Below are 14405 nucleotides of genomic sequence, written 5' to 3' on the forward strand. Positions count from 1 at the left end.
TCGTTTGGCGTTCAGTCAATGCTATTTCGGCTCGTTCGGCGCTCGCTAAGCTCTGACAAAACCGTTAAGATATCGGACTCTCGCTCATTGGTTTCAGTGGCGATCGCGCTCGAGACATCTGTAGAGGCAACCGCAATCCCTTCAGTTCTGGGCTGGGCATAGTAGGCCCTTTCGATACGGTTGCGACTGGTGCCTCGCGCCTCAAGCTGGCCCAGCCGTTGCAGGATTGCCGGTCGAGCGGAGACTGGTGTAGCAGCAAGTACGGTCAGGACTCCAATAGCCGCTGTAAATCTTGCGTAATTGAAATTTGCAATCATGGGTCTGACTCCTTTTAGGTAATTCGAGAATGGATTTGTCGAACAATATTATTGTCTGTAATTCATTCTTTTTAGACAAGACAAAAAGCTGCCATAAAGCGCACTTGAATAGCCATGCGAAAGCAATGTGAGGTTTAGAGAATAAGCACCTTCTTAATTGTGATATAAATGCCATTTTGGCGGCAACAAATAAAGGTCAAGCCTGAAACATATTTCGAATGCTTTGAATCAAAAAAGTCCCCTAATAGGGGACGGAGAGAGAACAATAAAATCTATGGATAAAATATTACTTCTATAGAGTTCACAGTCATTGAAGTTTACTGCATTGCTATCCCGCTATGAATAAGCTGTAGTCTCAGTAGGATTGAGGATTTTGAACTGCTGGGTATACCCAGCACACTTTTCAGAGGCCCGCCACCCGGATCGAAATAGAAAGGCTGGAAAAGAGGCAGCACATTGACTATCGGCTAGAGGAGCCATAAGGAATTCAGGTAAGAAGTCTATTCAACCACCAACTTAGAATTGAGCTGAATCGCATTGGCAATGTTGTAAAAGTTGGGCGACGTTTTTTGAACAAACCGGTGAATGTCTGCAAATTGCTCTGGAGTACCATCCCCTTGAATTCGCACCGTATAAGAAATCGTGTCGTAGCCCGGAATCACATTGGGGTCGATCGCCAGGAAACCTCTTAAGTCAATATCGCCCTCCGTTTCAATTTCCAGCTTCTCCAACTGGATGCCATTGAGGGCGCAGGCAGCCACGTAACCCACCATCATGCAGGCATTGAGGGCTCCCATTAAATACTCTTGCGGATTGGGAAACTGGTTTGTGCCGCACAGTTCGGTCGGTTCGTCTGTACGGAACTGAAACTCGCGCTCGATCTCCTGGCCGCCGAGAACGTAAGAGCGCACCTTCGTTTCACTGCGAGTTTGCCCCTGCCACGAACTGGTGACGCGGAATTTTGTCATCCCCGAGGCCGGATCGGCTTTAATGGCCTCGATCGTTTCCCCGAGATAGTCGAGGTCAATCCCGTTTAACTTGCCAGTTGCCTTGAGTACTGCGCCTGCCATAATGCCATTTGCTCCTGCGAAAAAACCAACCAGTTGGTATGAATACCATCTGGTCTGTATTCTAGCGATGGCAATCTTGTATCGTCAACTACAGAAATACCTGCACTGGCAATCCTCAGAGACTCTTAGAAAGGCTGCAGCACAATGGCCTCAGCTCCAGGAAGCCAATCTCGAAAGGTTACAATGTTTAACAAACTGGTTTGTATCTTATTTGTGGGTGAAAGACTCTGATGGCAAGTAGAGGACAAGAGACCAAAGAACTGATTTTGGCCAATACAGAAGCTCTTGTGCTCGAACGAGGCTTTGCAGGCACATCGATCGACGAGATCCTCAAACTGACGGGTCTGACGAAGGGAGCCTTCTTTTACCACTTCAAGAGCAAGGCCGCTCTGGCCCGCGCCCTGGTCGAGCGTTATTGGCAGCAGGACTATGCGATGTTGGAGGAATTCTCTCGGCGGGCGGACGAGCTGAGTGAGGACCCGCTGCAGTCGATGCTGATTTTCCTCAAGTTGTTTGAAGAGTTTATTGAGGGTCTGGAGGAACCGCCTGCGGGCTGCGTGTTTGCGTCCTACGTGTACGAGTTCTATCAGTTTGATGATGGCATTAAGCAATTCATTGCAGATGGATTTAAGCAGTGGGGGAAGATGTACCAGCAGCGCATTGAGAAAATTGCGGCGAAGTATCCGCCCAAAATCGCGATCGATGCGGGCGAGTTAGCGGAAACGCTCATGTGCATCATCGAAGGGGGATTTATTTTGTCGAAGTCACTGTGCGACACCTCGCTGACTGCGCGAACGGTGCGGCAATTTCGCCGTCACCTCCAGCTCGTGTTCGAGCCTTAGATGGTAGGTGTAGTAGGGAGCGCAAACCAGTGACGCGCGATCGAGGGCAGCGGGATGGCAAAACCGACGGTTTTTATTGATGGCGAAGCCGGCACGACGGGATTGCAGATTCGCGATCGCCTCTCCACTCGCACCGACTTAGAACTGGTCAGCATCGATCCCGGCCAGCGCAAAGATTCCCAAACGCGATCGCAGTTGCTCAATGCTGTCGATGTGGCGATTCTCTGCCTGCCGGACGATGCGGCTCGCGAAGCGGTGAGCTGGATAAATAATCCTGCTGTCAAAATCCTCGATGCCAGTACTGCTCACCGCACTGCCCCCGACTGGGTTTATGGCTTCCCCGAATTGGAACCTGGAAGGCGCGATCGCATTGCTGCTGCTCGACGGGTGAGCAATCCCGGCTGCTATCCCACGGGCTTTCTCGCCTGCATTCGACCTCTCGTCAGCGCGGGGCTGATTCCCAAACACTATCCCGTTACTGTGAATGCGGTCTCTGGCTATTCGGGAGGGGGGCGCAAGCTAATTGACAGCTACCGGGCTGCCCGCAACGAACGGGCGGAAGGCTATCCCTACGGCATTTACGGTGTGGACTTGGGGCACAAACACGTCTCCGAAATGCAGCTCTACGCAGGCTTGGAGCATCCCCCGCTCTTTATCCCGTCAGTCAGCAATGTAGAGCAGGGAATGTTGGTGCAAATTCCCCTGCCGCTGTGGACTTTGGAGTACCCCCCCAGTGGAGCGGAGTTGCAAGCTGCATTAGCTGATTACTATCGCGACGAGCCTTTTGTAGAAGTAGCTCCTTTGGGGGATGTGGAGGCTTTGCGGGAAGGCAAATTTTTGGATATCGATGCGGTGAACGGGACCAACTGCGTTCAGGTGTTTGTGTTTGCGAGTGACGAGCGGGGGGAAGCGCTGTTGGTGGCGCGCTTGGATAATTTGGGCAAGGGAGCCTCAGGGGCTGCGGTTCAAAATCTCAACTTGATGCTGGGGCTGCCCGAGCAGTCCGAGATTTTACAAGTGGTCTCGGAGAACGGCAGCCGTAGCCCGACCGGTACTCTCCCAACTAAATTGAGCCGCTCTGGATAAGCCCGCTTGTCGCAGTTGAGCCCGCAATTGCCCATTGTCAGCCACCTCCTGCATGGATCGAGCCAAACTATCGATGTTGTAAGGATCGACCAGCAGAGCGGCATCCCCCGCCACCTCCGGCAACGAAGCGAGATTGGATGCGATCGCGGGCGTACCGCAGGCCATTGCCTCCAACAGGGGCAAGCCAAATCCTTCCCACAAACTCGGAAACACCAGGGCCAGCGCCTGATTGTATAGAGCGGGCAGCTCCTCCTCGGGAACGTAGTCGAGAAAGCGAAGTTGAGGGGCGATCTCTAGTTCTGTCGCCAACTGTTTGAGCTGAGGGGTATAGCGGGGATCGGAGGGGCCAGCCAGCCAAAATTCCAGTTGGCGGCGATGGGGTATTTGGGCGAAAGCCTGCAGAGCTCTCTGCAGGTTTTTGTGGGGATCGTGGCGACCCACATACAAAAAATAGGGTTGTTGGGGCAGATCGAGGGGACGAAAGCGATCGCGATCGAAGGCTAGCGGAATGGCTGTGACTTGGCGAGCGGGCACCCCAAACCACTTCACCACATCCCGAGCGGTTGCCTCGGAGTTGCAGAGAACGTGTTCTGCTCGGGCAGCGACCTGAGGAATGTAATAGCGAAAGTAGGGCAGCAGGGGAGAGCAGCGGCGGGGAAAGCGGAGGGGAATCAGGTCGTGTACCGTCACCACCGAGCGGCAGCGGCTCCATAATGGCGATTCCGGCACGGGAGAAAACAATAAGCTGGCGCGGCATTGCCGATAAATGCGAGGTAATTGAAATTGCGTCCACCACAACCGCCGTAGGTGACCTGCTGTACCGAAGGCAGGGCTGAGATTGGCAGGAATGGGATAGCGATCGCCAGTTGTTAGCGATCGCGCACTCAAAAAAGTTGGATCGAAATCGCTCAGGTAAGGGGCAATGTTGGCCGCATAGACACTAATTCCAGTGGGCTTATCGAGCAAAACCGACAGATTGACGAGGAGAGAACGAGTGTGATTCAAGAGCGGAATCTCAGAAGGGGGCGTTACCGCCCTCAAGGGTAGCAAGAGAGAGACAGGCGGCAAGGATTGCCATTCTCCACTCGCGGGGTAAAGCAGGCATCGCACTCGGCGAGGGGACCGCACCAGAGTAGACTAAGCTTGACGAGTCTCTTTGCCGCCATTTATGAGCGATACGCTGCTTTTGCGCGACGAACGAAACCAAGTTCTGGAGTGTGAGATCCTCAAACAGGTCCAACTGGACGGAGAATCCTATGCTCTGTTGATGCCCGTACACCAGCCTATACAGGTGCTGGCTTGGGAGGAAGATGTGCCCGAGAGCCATGCCTCCCGCACGAGTGCTCGGCCAGGGGAGGATGAGGACGAGGGTGGCTTAGTTGACTTGGACCCAGAAGAACTGAAGGCAGTCTTGCCAACTGCACAGGCGGTCTTGGAGGAACTCAATCTCAAGCTGATCGAGAGTGCCTATACCTTGACGGTCAAGGGCGATTTGCCCGAACCGATTGAAGAAACGGCGATTGAAATTGCCGATGATGCGGACGAGGTGGAGGAATATCAACTATTGAGCACGTTTTTCCACGACCAGCGCCAATTCGGCATTTTTGCTCCCCTCGACCCACTCCTGTTCTTTGCCGTGCAACCCCCCGACAAAGAAGCCTACCTGCTCTCCCCCAATGCGCCTGAAGAGCTATTTGCCCGCTTGCAAGATCGACTGCTCGATCTGGCCGAATAATCTCGACGATCGGTCTTGTCTGTCAACTCGCTCTAATTCTCGGAGTCCCGACGAGCGGCGATCGCCAGCCGTACATCCTCCACCTTGCGCAGTTCGTTCATCACCTGTACCACATTGCCGTGGGTCAGGGCCAAGTCAGCATTGAGCACGATCAAACGATTGGCATCCTCCTCCGGTTGCGCCTCTAGAATGCCCTCGATCGTAGGCACTAACGCTTCTAAGCTGACCACTTCTCGGTTGACGGCAATCTCGTTATCGTCCGTCACACTTACGTTTACGGCAGGCTGAATCTTAGGCTGAGCGGTGGAAGCCTTCGGCAGTGTTACATCCAATCCTTCAGACCGGGTGAGCACCAAGCTGGCCACCACAAAAAACACCAGAATGCAAAAAATAATGTCAATCAGCGGCACGATATTGATTTCGGCGGGCCGCCTGGGCTCTTGAGGAATTTGCATCGTCTCGCCTGCAGGAATCGAATTTTAGGGGTTGGGGTAAGACTGTTGTTGCCCTGGTATAGGCAGGGGCTGGGGCCTTGGAGGGACATTATCGAGCGCGGGCTCGTCTTCGAAACCGCGCTCGTAGCGGCGGCGCTGCAGCAGTTCTAACTGGCCGCCAAATTCTTGAATTTGGGACAGTTGGCGCAGGTATAGAGAACGAAAGACATTGGAGATCATCAGGGTCAGAATCGCCACTAGCAGGCCCGTAGCGGTGGAGGTCAGGGCTTCTGCGATACCGTTCCCAACCCCAACAGTGTTGGTGCCGCCAATATCGCCCAAGTCAATGGAGGAGAGCAACCGAATCAGACCCAAGACGGTACCCAGCAGCCCCAGAAACGGAGCCAGGGTAATGATGGTGTCAAACATGGTGGTAAATCGCTTCAGCAGGGGAATTTCGGCTGCCACTGCTGTTTCTAGTGCTAACCGAAACTCGTCTGGGGTGGCGTCGTCGATTTCCAACCCGGCCAAAAAAATGCGGGCAACGGGTAAATCGGCGTTTTGCTCCAGCTTGAAGAGGGCTGCTCGCTGGTTGCGCCGGTAGAGATTCATCACTTCTCGCACGAGGCGTGGCTGGCGGTTGCTAATCTTCCACCAAAACGCCCAGCGCTCTAACATGAGCGCGATTGCAATGACGGAAAACAGAACCAGCGGATACATGACAAAGCCGCCAGCTTTAAAGGTGTCGATTATGGCTCCCATGCACTACTTCCTAAACCGTAGGGGGCGATTGGACAGCTCGATCGAATGCTGCATGCACTTCCCGTGATAGCACTTTCAACCCGCTTGCGATAGGGGGCAAAACAGATAATCTAGCGCGATCGCCTGCACCAATAGTGTTGTTCTGGGCAGGATGCGAGGGGAAATCCCTGCAGGTGGATGGGGTTGAAGGCTCGATGGCAGCGCGAATAGAGGGGAGTTTGCTGCTGCTGCAATCGAACGATATTTCCCGATGGGAACCCACTCAGATAAGATTTAGGTGAGGATATGCAATAAATCTTAAACAACCTATGAAAGCATTTGTAGCAGGGGCAACTGGAGAAACCGGACGGCGAATTGTGCGGGCACTGGTCGAGCGCCAAATCCCCGTGCGGACGTTGGTACGCGATCGCGTCAAGGGGGAGGAAATTCTGCCGGAGGGGGTGGAGATTGTGGTGGGGGATGTGGGCGATCGCCGGGGGCTGGAAGACAAGATCGGGGATTGCACGGTGTTGCTGTGTGCCACTGGAGCGAAGCCCAGTCTCAATCCGTTGGGGCCGTTCGAGGTGGATTATGTGGGCACTAAAAATTTAGTCGATGCTGCCAAGCTGAAGGGGATCGAGCAATTTGTGCTGGTTTCTTCCCTCTGCGTTTCCCGCTTGTTCCATCCCCTCAATCTGTTTTGGCTCGTGCTCTACTGGAAGCGGCAGGCGGAGGCATATTTACAAAAGAGCGGTGCGAACTACACTATCGTCCGTCCTGGCGGCCTCAAGCTAGAGGATAGCGCCGATAATATTGTTCTAGAGAAGGCTGACACGCTGTTTGAAGGCAGTCTGTCCCGCACCAAAGTGGCGAAGGTTTGCGTGGATGCGCTGTTTGAAGCGAAGGCCCGCAACCAAATTCTCGAAATTGTGGCTCGACCGGATGCGCCAGAGCAGTCGCTAGGGGAGTTGTTAGAGGCGATCGCCTGACAGTTGCAATGTCTCGGTACTCCTATGCCGATGTCCTCCACGAGTAGGAGACGGCTGTGAGTTAGTCTATGAGGGACTAACCATACATCACTTGCAAAGGCTTCCACAGCATGAAACGCATCATTTTGATGACCGGCAAAGGTGGCGTTGGGAAAACCTCTATGGCAGCCGCCTCTGGTCTCCGCTGTGCCGAGTTGGGCTACAAAACCCTCGTGCTCAGCACCGATCCCGCCCATTCCCTAGCCGATAGCTTCGAAACCCCGCTGGGCCACGATCCCAAAGAAGTGCGCCCCAACCTGTGGGGAGCCGAACTGGATGCCCTCGTGGAACTGGAACAAAACTGGGGAGCCGTCAAAACCTACATCACTGAGGTACTGCAAGCACGCGGCCTCGACGGCGTCCAATCCGAGGAATTAGCCGTCCTTCCCGGCATGGACGAAATTTTTTCCCTCGTCAGGGTCAACCGCCACTACGAAGAAGACGACTTCGATGTTCTGATTATCGACTCCGCCCCCACCGGTACCGCCCTGCGCCTGCTCAGTCTGCCCGATGTTTCCGGCTGGTACATGCGCAAATTCTACAAACCCCTGCAAGGCATGGCCCAAGTTTTGCGCCCCGTCTTCGCCCCCATCGTCAAGCAACTATCGGGCATTCCCCTGCCCACCAACGAGGTGATGGACGCCCCCTACGACTTCTACGAAAAAATCGAGAAACTCGAAACCATCCTCACCGATAACACCATCACCACCGTGCGGCTGGTCACCAACCCCGAAAAGATGGTGCTGAAAGAATCGCTGCGCGCCCACGCCTATCTCAGCCTTTACAACGTTGCCACCGATCTCGTCATCGCCAACCGCATCATCCCCGACGCAGTCACCGACCCCTATTTCGAGTGCTGGAAAGAGAGCCAACAGTTTTACCGCAAACAAATCCACGACGACTTCAATCCCTTACCGGTCTTTGAAGTCCCCCTCTATCCAGAAGAACTGGTTGGATTTGAAGCCTTGGAACGCCTGAAAAACACCCTCTGGAGCGATCGCGATCCCGCCGACGTTCTCTACAAAGAAACCACCCTTGCAGTCAAGAGCGACAACGGCCAATACCGCATAGAACTCTACTTACCCGGCATCGAAAAGCAGCAGGTGGAGCTCAGCAAGACGGGAGATGAACTCAACATCCGCATCGGCAACCATCGCCGCAACTTAGTCTTGCCGCAATCCCTCGCTGCCCTCAAACCGACTGGAGCCAAAATGGAAAACGATCGCCTCAGTATCGGCTTTGCAGCATAGGCGCGGCTTGTTTTTCAAAGGACCAAGTATAAAACAGCCTCTCGATCTTGGCGATCGAGAGGCTGTTGCTGAAAGATATCAGAGGCGGCGATCGCCACAAGGCTATTTCTATACCAGCCCTGCTTCGCCCACAGCTACTTCTTCCTGCGGCTGCTGAGCGGCGATCATCTGCTCGCGGAACTTCTCCGCCATCTCTTCGGCGGTGGAGTACACCAACTCGGGATCGCGAGTCATGTCCCCTGGCGTGACCTCCAGTTGCTTGGTCGAGAGAGAAATCCGACCCCGCTCGGCATCCAAGTCAATAATCATCACTTTGACTTCATCGCTAACATTCAGCACACTATGGGGAGTCTCGATGTGATTGTGGGAAATTTCGGAAATGTGCAGCAAACCGCTGACGCCGCCGATATCGATGAATGCACCGTAGGGCTTGATGCCGCGAACAGTGCCGACCACCACCTCGCCCATCTCCAGCTTGTTCATCTTGCGTTCCACTAAGGCTCGACGGTGACTGAGCACTAAACGGTTGCGCTCTTCGTCCACTTCCAGGAACTTCAGCGGTAATTCCTCTGCCACTAGCTCTTCCTTCGGCTTGCGGGTGCTGATGTGGGAGCCGGGAATAAAGCCGCGCAGACCTTCAATGCGGACCAATGCACCACCCCGGTTCGTGGCAAAGATTTCGGAGCGAACGGTAGCATCTTCAGTTTGGAGCTGGCGCACCCGCTCCCAAGCCCGCATGTATTCAATGCGACGAATGGATAGGGTGAGCTGGCCCTCTTCATTCTCTTCCGTCAAGATGAAGAACTCGCGCGTCTCGCCAGGGGCCAAGACTTCCTGGGAATTGTCGATGCGACTGATCGACATCTCCTGAATGGGTAAAAAGGCCGCAGTTTTTGCGCCGATGTCGATCAGGGCTCCCCGAGGTTCTAGTGAAAAAACAGTTCCGGCAACGACATCGCCTGGATTGAAATGATAGTCGTACCGATCTAATAGAGCGGCAAAATCTTCGTGGGTGAAATCAACAGACAGGGTGGCAGTGTTGGGCATTGTTACTTACTAAAGGTTACGGGGAAGGGGGACATGTGGAAGACAACGGTACCTATGACTCTGGCTCGGCTGCCGATGCGGCCTTTGCAGATACCCTCGTGCGGGTCGGGGAAGCACCAGATTTGCATTCTAACAAGTCACTGCGACAAAGCTGCCCGCAGAATGACGATTGTAACGTAACAGCCGCGAGATTCCGGTATCGGCTGAAGCGAACTGTCTGCCAAACTCGACGCAGTTTGAGACGATCGCTCTCGTGCTGGAGGTTTAGCCCGAAAACGCTAGGGTTTAGAGGGAAATCGGGTGGATAGACCGACACTATTGCTCTTGGAGGGATCGGAGAGGGGAGCCATTGTTTTGAGCAGACCGTACTCCAATCCTTCTGCCAACGCGAGATAAGATGCCTCGATGATGTTGCCAGATACGCCTACGGTGGTCCAGCGACGTTCGCCAGTGGCGGGCAGCCCTCCACTGCTGTGGCTAAATTCGATCGAGACGCGGGTGCGGGCGGCTGTACCTGCCTTGCCATCCAAAATGCGCACCTTGTAGTCGGCCAATTGAAAGTCATCGATGTCTGGATAGGCTTCCACCAGTACTTTGCGCAGAGCCCCGTCGAGGGCGGCAACAGGGCCGTTGCCTTCGGCAGCGGTGATATGTTCGCGATCTCCAACGGCCAGCTTGACGGTTGCGACTGAATTAATCGTGGCACTGGGCTCGGTATGGGAGCGCGATAAGTCGATTTGGCAGACAGCGGGGCTGGCCTGAGTGGAGGAGTGGACGTGGAAATCAATCAGACAGAAAAACTGCGGGCGCTGCCCCAGCCAAGTGCGTACCAGCAGTTCGAAACTGGCCTCTGCTCCCTCAAACTGATAGCCCTCGTGTTCCAGTTGCTTGAGATGCTTGAGAATGTCGCGAGCCACAGGATCGGATTTGTCCAGTGAAATGCCGAAGCGCTCTACTTTGGCGAGCACATTGCTCAGACCCGCTTGCTCGGAAATCACAATGCGACGACTGTTCCCCACTGCTTCGGGGGGCACGTGCTCGTAAGTAACGGGATTCTTTTGGACGGCACTGACATGGATGCCTCCCTTGTGCGCAAAAGCTGACAGCCCTACAAAGGGGGCGCGATCGCTGGGGGCTTGATTGGCAATTTCGCTGACCGCTCGGGAGGTTTCTGTCAATGCCTTCAAGTTCTCGCTCGGAATGCAGGCATATCCCAGCTTGAGCTGTAGATTGGGAATGAGGCTGCAGAGATTGGCATTGCCACAGCGTTCGCCATAGCCATTCACGGTACCTTGAACCATCTCAGCTCCGGCTTGTACGGCGGCGATCGCATTGGCGACAGCGGTATCCGAGTCGTTGTGAGTGTGAATGCCCAATCTTGCCTGCCCGAGCTGGTGCAGTTCGCGGGCGACGGCTGCGGTGATGCGGTGGATATCGTGAGGGAGGGTACCGCCATTGGTGTCGCACAGAACGAGCCATTCCGCTCCGCCGTCAGTGGCTGCTTTGAGGGTTTCGAGGGCGTAGTCGGGGTTTTGCCGATAGGCATCGAACCAATGTTCGGCGTCGTAGATCGTCTGGCGATGCTGCGATCGCAAGTAGGCCACACTATCCCGAATCATCTCTAGATTTTCGGCGAGGGTGGTGCGCAAGCTAGCGGTGACGTGTAGATCCCAAGATTTGCCAAACAGCGTTACGTACTGGGTTCCTGCCGCCAAAATGGGCTGAAACATGGGCTCGTCTGCTGCTGGGCGATGGGGGCGTCGAGTGGAGCAAAAGGCCACCACCTCAGCTCGCTCTAGCGGTTCTTCCTTCAACTGCCAAAAAAACTGGACATCCTTGGGATTGGCTCCCGGCCATCCCCCTTCAATAAAGGGCACGCCAAGGCGATCGAGGTGTTTGGCAATGACCAGCTTGTCTCGGACAGAGAGTGAGAGCCCCTCCTGTTGCGCGCCATCGCGCAGGGTCGTGTCGTAGAGAGCAATTGTGGGGTTTGCCATTACATGCCAATTCCGTGCAGCCGTCCTGTGGACATCGACGCGATCGTCTCGGGAACTCGACCTGCAAGTATCGATCGCAGCCGTACCACGATACGCCCTTTCCTTGAGTCCGTGCGGCCTTTCTGGGCGAGCGATCGCACAATGTTGAACTTCCTTACAAAGAGCAATCGGGGTTCCTGCGAGAAATTCTGTCAAACAACAACCACCTCCGCGAGTGCAAAGGTGGTTGCTTGCATAAAGGACTTATGGCTGAAGTCAGCCCCCTAAAAACGGGTAGGGCACCAACCGCTTAAAGCACCTTCAGCTCACTTTCTGCAAAGTTATTCGTATTCAAACCAGAGTAGTTCACCTTTTCAAAACGAACGATCGCGGGGTACTTGATACCGGATTGATCGATGGAGGTAACTTTACCGACATCTTGGTACCAATAGGATTCTTGACGCAAAATGCGTACCTTATCGCCCTTCTTAACCATATGACGCTTTCCTTATCCAGATGTAATGGGTTGTGATGGGTAGCGCACGAGGTCCAAGTCGGCCCCTCATACTATTGCTCCCAGATTAATCGCAAACCTCCGATCCTGTCCCTGAAGTTTTGTAAAAAACGCCTGCTTTTCGATCTGGCCCTGTCCCCAGATATCAATGCTCATTCCTGTCCGCGAGAGCGGTCTATTAATGCTACGCTACTAAATGGCCTGGGTCCGTGCAGCACGAACGCCCAAACCGTGTCAGGGGTGGAAGCCAGCAGCACTACGGGATGCTTCGGGCAGGCGCGATAACCTAGGCCGCCTGCAATCATCGCCAGCGCGATCGCCCTCCGGCTCTGGCACAACGAGTTTTTAGCCCATTGCAAAGAATATTCGGCCTGCTCGGCAGGCCACTTGCTAGATTGGAGACATTCCTGCGAGTTCCGGGTGAGTCATGTCGCGTCTTGGAAATTTAGCTCAAAAAGCGTTTTATTTGGGGGTTGGCTTGGCCTCCCTAGCAGCGGATAAGGCCAGCGAACAACTGGCCGACCTGCAGGAGCAAGCCCAGAGTGTCGCTGACGAACTGGTCGAGCGGGGCGAGATGACCGCTGAAGAAGGCCGTAAATTTGTCGATAACTTTGTCAAGCGAGAACTCGATCGGGCTGACGGAGCCTCTGGCGAGCGCGCTTCTAACCAGCAGGAAGACTATAGCCCCCGCATTATCGATATCGATGCAGAGGAAGAGGGCGATCGCGAGCCGCCCAGTGAAGTGGAACGGCTGCGCCAGGAGATTGCCGAACTTCAAGCCAAACTCGATCGCCTGCGCGGCTGACGACTAAATCATACCGACTAAATCATACCGACCAAATCATATCGACCGCAGTGCTGATGCTGGAGTGCTAGGCTAGGCGATCGCAGGATACAGGCGATCGCGCAGGAGTGAGGCTATTTGTGGTGGAACCCATTCACGTCATTGGAGCAGGGCTGGCCGGTACGGAAGCCGCTTGGCAAATTGCCCTAGCGGGGTTGGACGTGCAGTTGTACGAAATGCGTCCGGTGCGTTCCACCCCCGCCCACCACACCTCCCACTTTGCCGAGTTGGTCTGCAGCAATTCGTTTGGGGCGATGGCCAGCGATCGGGCTGCAGGTTTATTGAAAGAAGAAGCCCGCCGTCTGGGCTCAGTCGTTATCCAAACGGCTGACGAGCACCAGGTTCCGGCAGGAGGCGCGCTAGCGGTCGATCGCGCCAGCTTCAGTCGAGCCCTCACCACGCGACTGGAGGGCCATCCCCGCATCGATGTGCGTCGCGAAGAAGTCACCGATATCCCCGACGGCATTACTGTCTTCTGCACCGGTCCTCTCACCAGCCCCGCCCTAGCGGAGAAGCTTCACGCCCTACTGGGGATGGACTACCTCAGCTTTTTCGATGCCGCCAGCCCCATTGTGGAGGGAGAATCTTTAGATCGGGATGTGGTCTTTCTAGCCTCCCGCTACGATCGCGGCGAAGCGGCCTACCTCAATTGCCCCATGACTGAGGTCGAGTACGATCGCTTTTGGACAGCCCTCGCCACCGCCGAACAGGCCCCTCTGAAAGATTTCGAGCAGGAAGAGCGCAAGTTTTTTGAAGGCTGTTTGCCGATTGAAGAAATGGCTCGGCGCGGTCGCGATACATTGCGCTACGGACCTCTCAAGCCAGTGGGACTGACCGATCCCCGCACCGATCGCTGGCCCTATGCTGCCGTCCAGCTACGGCAAGAAGATAAGGCCGGAAGGCTGTGGAACTTGGTGGGCTTTCAGACCAATTTGAAGTGGGGGGAGCAAAAACGGGTCTTTCAACTCATTCCCGGACTGGAAAGGGCAGAGTTTGTGCGCATGGGGGTGATGCACCGCAACACCTTTATCAATTCGCCATTTTTGCTCGATGCGACGCTCCAGTTTCGCCAGCATCCCCACCTGTTTGGGGCCGGTCAATTGGTGGGTACGGAGGGCTATGCCTGTGCGGCAGCAGGGGGCTGGTTGGCCGGAACCAACGCTGCTCGATACGCTCGCGGGCTCGAACCGATCGCGCTTCCCAGCGTCACGATGATGGGAGCTCTGTTCGAGTTTGTCAGCTCTGCCGATCCCAAACATTTCCAGCCGATGCCCGCCAATATCGGTATCCTGCCGCCGCTAGAGGGCCAAAAAATTCGCAATAAGCGCGAGCGATATGGCGTGTATCGCGATCGCGCCCTGGCGGCCCTAGCCACCTGGCAAAGCCAATTACTTGCCCCTCTCGAACCCGTCGCGATCGCTGGCGATGTCTGACATCAACTCAAAAGAGCCAGCCCGTTGGAGGCTGGCTCTTTGTATATTTCTTGCAGTCAGGCTAGCGGCCAAAAAATGATTGGTTAAT

15 protein-coding genes and 1 other RNA gene are annotated in these 14405 nt (G+C 54.9%); 8 read left to right on the forward strand and 8 right to left on the reverse strand.

Features of this window, described 5'->3' with window-relative positions:
- Positions 1 to 11: 11 nt before the first annotated feature.
- Together SYN7336_RS15785 and SYN7336_RS15790 are read right to left on the reverse strand one after the other, a co-directional pair.
- Positions 12 to 317: a hypothetical protein gene (locus SYN7336_RS15785; RefSeq protein WP_017326922.1), complete on the reverse strand. Its 306-nt coding sequence runs from the start codon at positions 315 to 317 to the stop codon at positions 12 to 14.
- 500 nt (positions 318 to 817) lie between these two features.
- Entirely contained in the window at positions 818 to 1387 is a 570-nt protein-coding gene (locus tag SYN7336_RS15790) for an OsmC family protein (RefSeq protein ID WP_017326923.1), read from the reverse strand.
- A gap of 230 nt (positions 1388 to 1617) precedes the next feature.
- On the opposite strand from SYN7336_RS15790, the gene SYN7336_RS15795 reads away from it, so the two are divergent.
- Both SYN7336_RS15795 and argC read left to right on the forward strand, forming a co-directional pair.
- Positions 1618 to 2229 (forward strand): TetR/AcrR family transcriptional regulator, encoded by a 612-nt coding sequence (locus SYN7336_RS15795; RefSeq protein WP_017326924.1) that lies wholly within the window; start codon positions 1618 to 1620, stop codon positions 2227 to 2229.
- A 54-nt stretch (positions 2230 to 2283) separates the two neighbouring features.
- Positions 2284 to 3315 carry an N-acetyl-gamma-glutamyl-phosphate reductase gene (argC, locus tag SYN7336_RS15800; RefSeq protein WP_017326925.1) on the forward strand — a complete coding sequence of 344 codons (1032 nt, stop codon included), beginning with the start codon at positions 2284 to 2286 and terminating at the stop codon, positions 3313 to 3315.
- Here argC and SYN7336_RS15805 read toward each other — a convergent pair.
- Entirely contained in the window at positions 3241 to 4320 is a 1080-nt protein-coding gene (locus SYN7336_RS15805) for a glycosyltransferase family 1 protein (RefSeq protein ID WP_017326926.1), read from the reverse strand. The two genes, argC and SYN7336_RS15805, sit on opposite strands and share 75 nt — an antisense overlap.
- A 163-nt stretch (positions 4321 to 4483) precedes the next feature.
- Between SYN7336_RS15805 and SYN7336_RS26230 the strand changes: the two genes are divergently transcribed.
- Positions 4484 to 5050 (forward strand): DUF3727 domain-containing protein, encoded by a 567-nt coding sequence (locus SYN7336_RS26230; RefSeq protein WP_017326927.1) that lies wholly within the window; start codon positions 4484 to 4486, stop codon positions 5048 to 5050.
- Between the two features lie 32 nt (positions 5051 to 5082).
- Here SYN7336_RS26230 and SYN7336_RS15815 read toward each other — a convergent pair whose 3' ends face one another.
- Positions 5083 to 5505 (reverse strand): biopolymer transporter ExbD, encoded by a 423-nt coding sequence (locus SYN7336_RS15815; RefSeq protein ID WP_017326928.1) that lies wholly within the window; start codon positions 5503 to 5505, stop codon positions 5083 to 5085.
- Between the two features lie 24 nt (positions 5506 to 5529).
- Positions 5530 to 6246 (reverse strand): MotA/TolQ/ExbB proton channel family protein, encoded by a 717-nt coding sequence (locus SYN7336_RS15820; RefSeq protein ID WP_017326929.1) that lies wholly within the window; start codon positions 6244 to 6246, stop codon positions 5530 to 5532.
- A gap of 308 nt (positions 6247 to 6554) precedes the next feature.
- Here SYN7336_RS15820 and SYN7336_RS15825 point away from each other — a divergent pair, with 308 nt between their 5' ends.
- The gene (locus SYN7336_RS15825) at positions 6555 to 7214 is read left to right on the forward strand and encodes an NAD(P)H-binding protein (RefSeq protein WP_017326930.1); all 660 of its coding nucleotides are present in this window, start codon (positions 6555 to 6557) and stop codon (positions 7212 to 7214) included.
- Positions 7215 to 7324: 110 nt separating this feature from the next.
- Positions 7325 to 8503, forward strand: a complete 1179-nt coding sequence (locus SYN7336_RS15830; RefSeq protein WP_017326931.1) for a TRC40/GET3/ArsA family transport-energizing ATPase — start codon at positions 7325 to 7327, stop codon at positions 8501 to 8503.
- 108 nt (positions 8504 to 8611) lie between these two features.
- Here SYN7336_RS15830 and SYN7336_RS15840 read toward each other — a convergent pair whose 3' ends face one another.
- The 3 genes from SYN7336_RS15840 to SYN7336_RS15850 all read right to left on the reverse strand — a co-directional run bounded on the left by SYN7336_RS15840 (position 8612) and on the right by SYN7336_RS15850 (position 12022).
- Positions 8612 to 9550, reverse strand: coding sequence for a 30S ribosomal protein S1 (locus SYN7336_RS15840; RefSeq protein WP_017326932.1), 939 nt, complete (start codon positions 9548 to 9550; stop codon positions 8612 to 8614).
- 278 nt (positions 9551 to 9828) lie between these two features.
- Positions 9829 to 11547, reverse strand: a complete 1719-nt coding sequence (cimA, locus tag SYN7336_RS15845; RefSeq protein ID WP_017326933.1) for a citramalate synthase — start codon at positions 11545 to 11547, stop codon at positions 9829 to 9831.
- A 289-nt stretch (positions 11548 to 11836) separates the two neighbouring features.
- A complete protein-coding gene (locus SYN7336_RS15850; protein ID WP_017326934.1) occupies positions 11837 to 12022 on the reverse strand; it encodes a photosystem I reaction center subunit IV in 186 nt (61 codons plus the stop codon).
- 216 nt (positions 12023 to 12238) lie between these two features.
- Here SYN7336_RS15850 and ffs point away from each other — a divergent pair.
- The 3 genes from ffs (at position 12239) to trmFO (ending at position 14317) form a co-directional block, all read left to right on the forward strand.
- An RNA gene (gene ffs, locus SYN7336_RS29045) (signal recognition particle sRNA small type) lies at positions 12239 to 12336 on the forward strand.
- A 131-nt stretch (positions 12337 to 12467) separates the two neighbouring features.
- Complete coding sequence (locus SYN7336_RS15855) at positions 12468 to 12845, forward strand: phasin family protein (RefSeq protein ID WP_017326935.1); 378 nt, start codon at positions 12468 to 12470, stop codon at positions 12843 to 12845.
- 119 nt (positions 12846 to 12964) lie between these two features.
- A complete protein-coding gene (trmFO, locus tag SYN7336_RS15860) occupies positions 12965 to 14317 on the forward strand; it encodes an FADH(2)-oxidizing methylenetetrahydrofolate--tRNA-(uracil(54)-C(5))-methyltransferase TrmFO (RefSeq protein ID WP_017326936.1) in 1353 nt (450 codons plus the stop codon).
- The last annotated feature ends 88 nt before the right edge of the window (positions 14318 to 14405 follow it).

Source organism: Synechococcus sp. PCC 7336 (assembly GCF_000332275.1).
In the GTDB taxonomy this organism is placed as follows: Bacteria; Cyanobacteriota; Cyanobacteriia; order Thermostichales; family PCC-7336; genus PCC-7336.

Excerpts from the sequence above, each read along its gene's own strand:
- cimA (WP_017326933.1), bottom strand. The coding sequence starts at position 11,547 with ATGGCAAACCCCACAATTGCTCTCTACGACACGACCCTGCGCGATGGC.
- SYN7336_RS15790 (WP_017326923.1), bottom strand. The coding sequence starts at position 1,387 with ATGGCAGGCGCAGTACTCAAGGCAACTGGCAAGTTAAACGGGATTGAC.
- SYN7336_RS15850 (WP_017326934.1), bottom strand. The coding sequence starts at position 12,022 with ATGGTTAAGAAGGGCGATAAGGTACGCATTTTGCGTCAAGAATCCTAT.
- argC (WP_017326925.1), top strand. The coding sequence starts at position 2,284 with ATGGCAAAACCGACGGTTTTTATTGATGGCGAAGCCGGCACGACGGGA.
- SYN7336_RS15785 (WP_017326922.1), bottom strand. The coding sequence starts at position 317 with ATGATTGCAAATTTCAATTACGCAAGATTTACAGCGGCTATTGGAGTC.
- SYN7336_RS15815 (WP_017326928.1), bottom strand. The coding sequence starts at position 5,505 with ATGCAAATTCCTCAAGAGCCCAGGCGGCCCGCCGAAATCAATATCGTG.
- SYN7336_RS26230 (WP_017326927.1), top strand. The coding sequence starts at position 4,484 with ATGAGCGATACGCTGCTTTTGCGCGACGAACGAAACCAAGTTCTGGAG.
- SYN7336_RS15830 (WP_017326931.1), top strand. The coding sequence starts at position 7,325 with ATGAAACGCATCATTTTGATGACCGGCAAAGGTGGCGTTGGGAAAACC.
- SYN7336_RS15820 (WP_017326929.1), bottom strand. The coding sequence starts at position 6,246 with ATGGGAGCCATAATCGACACCTTTAAAGCTGGCGGCTTTGTCATGTAT.
- SYN7336_RS15855 (WP_017326935.1), top strand. The coding sequence starts at position 12,468 with ATGTCGCGTCTTGGAAATTTAGCTCAAAAAGCGTTTTATTTGGGGGTT.
- SYN7336_RS15840 (WP_017326932.1), bottom strand. The coding sequence starts at position 9,550 with ATGCCCAACACTGCCACCCTGTCTGTTGATTTCACCCACGAAGATTTT.
- SYN7336_RS15795 (WP_017326924.1), top strand. The coding sequence starts at position 1,618 with ATGGCAAGTAGAGGACAAGAGACCAAAGAACTGATTTTGGCCAATACA.
- SYN7336_RS15825 (WP_017326930.1), top strand. The coding sequence starts at position 6,555 with ATGAAAGCATTTGTAGCAGGGGCAACTGGAGAAACCGGACGGCGAATT.